Below are 7,779 nucleotides of genomic sequence, written 5' to 3'. Positions count from 1 at the left end.
GTAGCGATCATTTTAGCAAATGGTTTTGAAGAGATCGAGGCCGTGAGCCTGATCGATATTTTGCGCCGCGCAGAGATCGATGCGGTATCTGTAGGACTGGATAAAAAATGCGTTCGCGGCACGCACGGCATCGAGCTTGTGGCGGATAAAATTTTGGATGATATTAAGGTGTCTGAATTTTCTATGATCGTTTTGCCGGGAGGTTTACCTGGCGCGGAGAATTTAGCCAAAAGCGTGAAGCTTGGTAAGATCCTACGCGACTTTGATGCAAATAACGCAAAAATCGGCGCAATATGTGCCGCTCCGTGGGCCCTAGCTACCGCGGGTGTGCTAAAAAGCTCTTATACTTGCTATCCGGGCTTTGAAAAGACCGTCGCACACGCGGGATACACCCCATCCGCAAACGTCGTAAAAGATCAAAACATCATGACCTCGCGGGGCCCTGCTACTGCAATGGAATTCGCGCTGCAAATCGTCCGCGAGCTAAAAGGCGAGCAGGTTTATTCCAAGCTAAAATCCGATTTGCTTTTTAAATAAAATTTCAAGTTAGGGTCGATTCTGGCGCGCTTTATTTTGCCATTTGTAAAACGGGGTGCGTGATTTTGCCACGCCTGAGAACTACAAATTTTATCTTACTTTGCACGTATAAAATAGCCACAATATTTATTCTGAGTATCCGTAAACGACGAATGGAATTCTTGCGACTCAAATTTTAAATCGAAAAACGCAAAAGACTTTGTGCGTGACAGATAAAATTTTATTGGAGCTAGTTGCTATTAAAACCAAATATTAACATCACGACGGCGTGGAGCGTAAGCATAAAATATTTTAGGCGTATCCTCAAGAGGGCATCGCTGAGCTGAATAAATTTCAGTGCGGCATCTTCGCGATGCACTCGCTAGCTGAAGCTGAACAGATCGCGCAAAACGTGCTAAATAATGGATTCGACGTGATTAAAAATGACGAGTTGCACTGGATCTAAATTTGATCAAATAGATTTAAAATTTCACACCCACCAGAGCGCCGTCGTTACTACTCGGTAGCGATGGCGCTCGGCTCAACACCAAATTTCAAAGCAAAATCAAAATTTAGGGGTTTAATTTATAAATTTAGCAGACGGATACGCCGTCTTTGGTTAAATTTATAAAGCCGTTTATTTAAATTTTATAAATTTAATCGGTACGCAGTTTTAGTAGCTAAGCCGCAAACCTCCTTCCTGCCAGCAAATAGCTTCGCGAGCTCGTGCGCACAAGAGAACCTGCTAATGCCTTCGTATTATTTCATCCGCGCCCGCGCCGCAAGATAAAATTCATAAATTCTAAATCCGTTTTGCGTTATCATTGCGCTAAATTTAAAATTTTACGCAAAGGGGATCATATGAAAAATACGGCATTCATCACGGGCGCTACGAGCGGCTTTGGAGAGGCGATTTCTAGGGCGCTTAGCGCGCAAGGCTATAAGATCATTGCGCTTGGGCGCCGCAAGGAGCGGCTGCAAAAGCTAGCGAGCGAGCTAGGCAACACGCACATTATCGCCGCAGACATTCGCGATAAGGCTGCGGTGTTTGACGCCGTAAGCGCGCTACCTGAAAATTTCAAAGACGTCGAGGTTCTCGTAAATAATGCAGGGCTCGCGCTCGGGCTTGAGGGGATCGCGCAGACGCCCGTAGAGGATTTGGAGACGATGGTCGATACGAATATCAAAGGCGTGCTGTATTCGACCAAGGCGGTGCTGCCGCTGATGATCGCGCGCGGCAGCGGCTATATCTTCAATCTCGGCTCGACTGCGGGCGCGTGGCCCTATCCGGGTAGTCACGTTTACGGCGCGAGCAAGGCGTTTATCAAGCAGTTTAGCCGCAATATCCGCAACGACCTGCGCGGCACCGGCATCCGCGTGACGGAGATCGCGCCGGGAATCTGTAAGAGCGAGTTTAGCGAGGTGCGCTTTAAAGGCGATCTAGCGCGCGCCGCAGCCGTGTATGAGGGGGTCGATGCGATCCTGCCCGAGGATATCGCGCAGATCGTGCTAAGCTGCCTAGCGATGCCGCACCGAGTAAATATCAATGTCGTAGAGGCGATGGCGACGCAGCAGAGCTGGGCTGGGCTTTTTATCGAGAAGCATTAAATTTTAAGGCGAGAAAATGAAAAAAATTCTATTACTAATGTTTTTATCGGTTGCCGCGTTTGCAGTAGACGACGCGACCAGGCAGCATAATGCCGAGCTTTTCGGCATATGGACGCTGGTGCCTCCCGTTGTGGCTATCGCGCTTGCCTTTATCACCAAAGAGGTGATTTTATCGCTTTTCATCGGCGTTTTTAGCGGCACCTATATGCTCGCTGTCGTTAACGACAATCCGATCTCCGCGCTTGTGGGCAGCTTTACGGATCTGGTCTCGCGCGTGGTGGGCTCGATGGCTAGCAAAGGCAACGCGGGCGTACTTTTGCAGGTGCTTTGTATCGGCGGCGTAGTCGCGCTGATTAGCAGGACGGGCGGCACGAAAGCCGTGGCGCTTTGGATTAGCAAGCGCGCTAAAACGGGTATCTCGGCGCAAATTTCGACATGGGTTATGGGTCTTTTCGTATTTTTCGACGACTACGCAAACGCATTGATCGTAGGTCCCGTTATGAGGCCGATCACCGATAAATTTAAGGTCAGCCGCGAAAAGCTCGCCTTTATCATCGACGCCACCGCCGCGCCGATTGCGGGTATCGCGCTAATTTCTACCTGGGTAGGTCTTGAAGTCTCTCTGATAAGAGCGGGATATGATCAGATCGGCGTGCAAAACGTAAACGCCTTCTCGATCTTCGTGCAGACCATGCCGTATCGCTTCTACAATCTTTTCATGCTCGCTTTCGTGGTTTACGTAGCGTTCATGCGCAGGGATTTCGGGCCGATGCTCTCTGCCGAAAGGCGCGCAGCGACCGGCGAAATTCATTCTAAAAATTCTAACATCGCCGAGCTAGAAGATAAAACGCTAGAGCCCAAAGAGGGGATCAAGCCGCAGGCTTCAAACGCCGTTATCCCACTTATTGTCTTAATCTGTGGCGCGTTTGCGAGTTTTTATTTTAGCGGGCTAAGCAAGCTTGAGGGCGATGCTCTCGCAGCCGCAAAAGCCGCTCCGCTAAGCTTTACGACGCTTCAGGCGACGTTCGGCAACGCAAACTCGTCGGTCGCGCTTTTTCAATCGGCGCTTCTTGCTACGGTCGTGTCTATATTTATGAGCGTTTACCGCAAAATTTTTGACGTCAGAGAGGCGATCTCTACGTGGATTAAAGGGTGGAAGACGATGATCGTTACGATCGTGATCTTGCTACTTGCCTGGTCGCTCAGCTCTGTCATCAAGGAGCTCGGCACGTCGCGTTATCTAGTCGATATGCTAAGTCAAAACACGCCGAAATTCTTGCTTCCGGTAGCGATTTTCGTGCTGGGCTCGTTCATTAGCTTTTCGACGGGTACGAGCTACGGCACGATGGGAATTTTAATGCCGCTTGCCATACCTTTGGCAAACGCCGTGGGACTTCACTACGGGCTTTCGGGCGATGCGCTTCACGCCTATATGATCGTAAATATCTCGGGTGTGCTAACCGGCGCGATTTTCGGCGATCACTGCTCGCCGATTTCGGACACCACGATCCTTTCGTCGATGGGCGCGGGCTGCGATCATATCGAGCACGTAAAGACGCAGATGCCTTACGCTCTATCCGTCGGCGCGGTCGCCGTGCTAGCGGGCTACCTGCCCGTAGCGCTAGGACTTAGCGTCTGGATCGCGCTGCCGATGGGGCTTGCCGTTACGTGGGCTCTCGTGCGATTTGCAGGTAAAAAGATAGAGGAGTAGCTCTGTAAATTTTTAAATTTTGCTTTTGCCTTCCGCTTCCGAATTCCGCGGCGATGCGGAATTCTACCTGGCGGAATTTTGCTTTATCCCGCAGAATTCCGCTCTATAAAATTCCGTCGCGCGAGTAAAATTTTAAAGCGAAATTTCAAAAAGAGCGAGTAAATTTTAAAAGCCGAATTTAATGAGCCGCATTAAAACGGCGTATGCGCCTGCAATTCAAAATTTCCAAAGTAAACGGATAGTAAAATACCGATAAATTTCAAACAAAGAGAATGAAATGAAAAATCCTAAGATGTTCCTCTGGGGGGGGTGTTGGCTGTTTTATTAGTTGGTTGCGGCGATGATACCGAGGTAAAAACTAAAGAATATTACGACGCTCATCCGGACGAAGCCAAAGAGGTTTTAGCGAAGTGTGATTTCAATACTTTAAAGGACGGAAGCAACTCATATAAAAATTGCGTGAATGCAAAAGAATCGGTCAATGACATAAAAGTTATGACGGTAGAATACTATGAAAAGCATATAGAGGAAGCTAAAGAAGTAGAAAAGAATTGTGATTGGGATAAGATAGAAGAAGGAAGCAAAATGCACAAAAATTGTGAAAATGCAAGTAAGGGGTTAGAAGAATATAGATTTAATGAGCGTAAAAAATATTTTACTGGAGGGCAGAAGTAAAAAATCGTAGGCTTAGAGGATAAAAAGTTTTCTCGGGGAGAAAATAAGATTTTAATATTATTTCAATATTAAAATTCCTCTTATGCGCTATGCGTAAAGCTCATTTTAACTTACTATACACTGAAGGCGCGGAGTAAGTTCGCTCTACGCGGCTTAGAATTTTGCCGTATAAAATTCCTCCTGCGAAACGATACGGCGCGAAATCTTGCTTTACGGATTTTGGAATTTCAAATTTAAAGCCTGCGGGCTTGGCTAGCGCAGAAAAGACTTACGGGCTGCGCGGCGTCTTAAAATTTAATCATTTTAAAATTTGTGCCGCGCGGCTAGTCTAAATTTCACCGGCGGCGGTGAAATTTCGCAGTGCGGCATGCTAATTTCACGATCTAGTCTAAATTTAAAATTTCAAATCTGCGGCGACAGCTCGTGCGGCGCGAGGAATTCCTCACATACAGCAATCTCGACTTACGCTATTAAATTTAAAGAAGCGACGGCGTCTTTCTCACGCTATATTGTTTCAAGTCGTACGGCGGCGTTGTGCGTTAAATCTTAAATTTACGTGCTGGGCGGCGGAAGGCAGCATTTGCCCCGTAAAATTTTAATTTTCGCGTACCGGGCGGCTGCGAAGCGCTATTGCTCGCGCGCCGCGCGAAGCCGCTTCCAAATCATCAAGCCGAGTTAAATTTTTTAGCGCGCCGAAATTTTAGTCTATGCGGCGCGATTTACGAAACGACGAAATTTTGAGTTTGCGCTGCGATTTATAGCGCATCAAAATTTTAACTTGCGCAGAGCGATCCACCACGTATCTAAATTTTAAGTCGCGCGGCGCGATCCGCGATGAACAGGAATTTTAATTTGACGTGATTTATGACGCACTGGAATCCCAACCTGCGCTACGGATCTACGACGCACGGGCGCGTAGCCTAGTCGATTGCTCGCATCGCATCGAGCCGCTTTAAAAACAGTTCTACTTTGCGCAGCTGCGCCGCATCTAGCGCCCTGCCCGAGTAAAAATACTCCACGCTGTTGCCGTTTGGATAATTCACACGCGAAATGCCCGTTCCTTCGCCTCTCGGCTTAAATTCCAAGGACAAATCCGCGCCGCCTCGAGAATAAAGCTTGAGCTGCGAATTCGCATCTACGGCGCGCGGCGACATGCGGCATTTGTCTTCGTCGCACTGCTCTACGCTGTGCGCATCGCCTGCCGACCCTCCGCCGCTCTTGCCGCACTCTTCTGCATTATTTTTGCCGACATAGCTTTCGTTGCCCCCTCCTGCGTCCTGCTCGCTGCGAGCGCTTTTATCGACCCCCTCGCCCTGCTTGCTCTTGTCTCTTACTCTCTGTCTGTCGCCTGCGCCTCGCCTTTCCGCGTAAAATTTACCGGCTTGCGCCGACGAATTCGTATCAAATTTTGCGCCGCCGCCCGCGTTAAATTTAGCTGCACGCGAGGGCAAATCCTCGATGCTAGCAAGCTTTAACCCTCCGCCCAGCTCGCTTGCAAGGCGATTTAGCGTGCCGTCGATGCCGTCGATGATGCGTACGTGAGACGGCAAAATTTCGCGCAAAACGTCCTTGAAATAGTTAAAATGCGTGCAACCAAGCACGAGCGAACTGAGGCGCTCAAGCTCAAATTTAGCTAGCTCCTCGCTCAGATACGCCCGAACCGCAGGCGAGTCAAACTCCAAATCTTGCGCAAACTTCACGAGGCGAGGCAGCGGCAGACTCCACGTCTCGCACTCCAGCCGCCCAACGAGGCGTGCGAGCTTCTCACCCGCGATCGTTAGCGGAGTGGCGATGAGCAGCGTCGGGCGCGCGCCGAAGCTGTCCGCGGCGAGCTTGACGGCGGGCTCCATGCCGATGACGGGTACGCTAAATGCGCCGCGAAGCTCCAAGATAGCCGCGCTCGTGGCGGTATTGCAAGCAACGACGACCGCGTCCGCGCCGCGCGAGACCAAAAATCCCACCGCATCGAGGCTTAGCCGCACGATCTCGGCCCTACTTTTCGTGCCGTAGGGGACGTGATCCTCGTCGGCAAAATACAAAAACTCCGCCCCGCTAAACCGCCGCAGAGCCTCAGCTAGCACGCTTAGCCCGCCGATACCCGAGTCAAAAAACGCTATTTTCAAATTCTTAGTCCAAGGTTAAAATTTCAAAAAAGGGATTATAGCTCAATCCAGGTAAAATTTAAATTTTGAGCGGGCTTGGTGGATCCGTGGTCGTTAAATTCTCGCTACCTTATTAAAATTCGCGATAAATTTAATCAATTTTTTAGGGGGGGGGTAAAATTAGCCAAATTTTACCCGGAAAGGATACTAAATGAAAAAATTGCTATTTGCGTTGGCGCTCGCCGCTTGCTTTGCGTTCGGCACGTCCGAGTATGAAAAGTTCGAAAATGAGTGCAATAACGGCGATATGGAGTCTTGCTACAAAGCCGGCTTATTATGCGAAGACAATGCTACGTCGTTTAAACTGTTTGAAAAAGCTTGCAATGGTGGATGTGAGGAAGGGTGCCTTTCAGTGTCAGAAATTATAATGCAAGAAGATTCTAAAAAAGGCATCAGATCTCTTGAAAAAAATTGTAACGCGAAATGCACTATTTGTTGCGGATTATTGGGGATCAAATATAGTCTCGGGGTCGACGTCGAAAAAGATATATCAAAAGGGATAACCTATTATGACAAGGCTTGTGACGGAGGAGAAGAACTATCGTGCAGTATGTTAGCAGATATGTATGACAAAGGAAAGGGCGTAAAAAAGGATGAAATGAGAGCGGCGGTTTATTATAAAAAAGGTTGCGACATAGCGGGCGACCTACCGAGTTGCTTCAATTTCGCGGTATTTAACTACAACTTTAACGATAAAAGCAAAGCCGCACAATACTTTAAAAAAGCTTGCGATCTAGGCAAAAATAAAAATTCTCTTTTTATGAATCTGCCCGAGTTTAAAGAAACTTGGCAAAAATCCTGCGATATGTATGAGCTACTAAAATAGCGCGCCGAGCCGCGGCCGGTACAATACGCGTCGGCTGCGGCTTAAAATCCGCCGCGTTTAAATTTAAATCGCGGCGGTAGCCACTAAACTCAATGATAAAATTTTAAACTAATCGAACGCTTTTATAGCAGAATTTAGCGTAAATTTACACGGATCCTGCATAGATTTTGGTGCAAGCAAAGCGCTAAAATAAAGAGGCAGATTTGTCATAAGCAAATGCGTGCCAAAAAGCATAGATTGGTACGCAGCAGAATTTTAAGTTAGAATTACGTAGCCTTATG

7 protein-coding genes and 1 pseudogene are annotated in these 7,779 nt (G+C 48.2%); 7 read left to right on the top strand and 1 reads right to left on the bottom strand.

Annotated features, from left to right (window positions below; translation table 11 throughout):
* The 6 genes and pseudogenes from Q0614_RS09605 to Q0614_RS09580 all read left to right on the top strand — a co-directional run.
* On the top strand, nt 1-537 hold a 537-nt coding region (locus Q0614_RS09605; protein ID WP_298788328.1), incomplete at its 5' end, for a DJ-1 family glyoxalase III.
* Between the two features lie 313 nt (nt 538-850).
* A pseudogene (locus Q0614_RS09600) lies at nt 851-982 on the top strand (S-ribosylhomocysteine lyase); the annotation flags it as partial.
* Nucleotides 983-1,377: 395 nt separating this feature from the next.
* Complete coding sequence (locus tag Q0614_RS09595; protein ID WP_298788327.1) at nt 1,378-2,124, top strand: SDR family NAD(P)-dependent oxidoreductase; 747 nt, start codon at nt 1,378-1,380, stop codon at nt 2,122-2,124.
* Nucleotides 2,125-2,140: 16 nt separating this feature from the next.
* Nucleotides 2,141-3,835: a Na+/H+ antiporter NhaC family protein gene (locus Q0614_RS09590; RefSeq protein ID WP_298788326.1), complete on the top strand. Its 1,695-nt coding sequence runs from the start codon at nt 2,141-2,143 to the stop codon at nt 3,833-3,835.
* A 312-nt stretch (nt 3,836-4,147) separates the two neighbouring features.
* The gene (locus Q0614_RS09585) at nt 4,148-4,510 is read left to right on the top strand and encodes an EexN family lipoprotein (protein ID WP_298788324.1); all 363 of its coding nucleotides are present in this window, start codon (nt 4,148-4,150) and stop codon (nt 4,508-4,510) included.
* A 161-nt stretch (nt 4,511-4,671) separates the two neighbouring features.
* The gene (locus Q0614_RS09580; protein WP_298784950.1) at nt 4,672-4,842 is read left to right on the top strand and encodes a hypothetical protein; all 171 of its coding nucleotides are present in this window, start codon (nt 4,672-4,674) and stop codon (nt 4,840-4,842) included.
* A 588-nt stretch (nt 4,843-5,430) separates the two neighbouring features.
* Here Q0614_RS09580 and murI read toward each other — a convergent pair.
* A complete protein-coding gene (gene murI / locus Q0614_RS09575; protein WP_298788322.1) occupies nt 5,431-6,633 on the bottom strand; it encodes a glutamate racemase in 1,203 nt (400 codons plus the stop codon).
* A gap of 190 nt (nt 6,634-6,823) precedes the next feature.
* Here murI and Q0614_RS09570 point away from each other — a divergent pair, with 190 nt between their 5' ends.
* A complete protein-coding gene (locus tag Q0614_RS09570) occupies nt 6,824-7,498 on the top strand; it encodes a tetratricopeptide repeat protein (protein ID WP_298788320.1) in 675 nt (224 codons plus the stop codon).
* The last annotated feature ends 281 nt before the right edge of the window (nt 7,499-7,779 follow it).

The organism is uncultured Campylobacter sp., from assembly GCF_937997595.1.
Taxonomy (GTDB): Bacteria; Campylobacterota; Campylobacteria; order Campylobacterales; family Campylobacteraceae; genus Campylobacter_B.
Note: the sequence above shows the minus strand (reverse complement) of the source record. Positions and strands in the feature narration are given on the sequence as shown.

Excerpts from the sequence above, each read along its gene's own strand:
- Q0614_RS09590 (WP_298788326.1), top strand. The coding sequence starts at position 2,141 with ATGAAAAAAATTCTATTACTAATGTTTTTATCGGTTGCCGCGTTTGCA.
- Q0614_RS09570 (WP_298788320.1), top strand. The coding sequence starts at position 6,824 with ATGAAAAAATTGCTATTTGCGTTGGCGCTCGCCGCTTGCTTTGCGTTC.
- Q0614_RS09595 (WP_298788327.1), top strand. The coding sequence starts at position 1,378 with ATGAAAAATACGGCATTCATCACGGGCGCTACGAGCGGCTTTGGAGAG.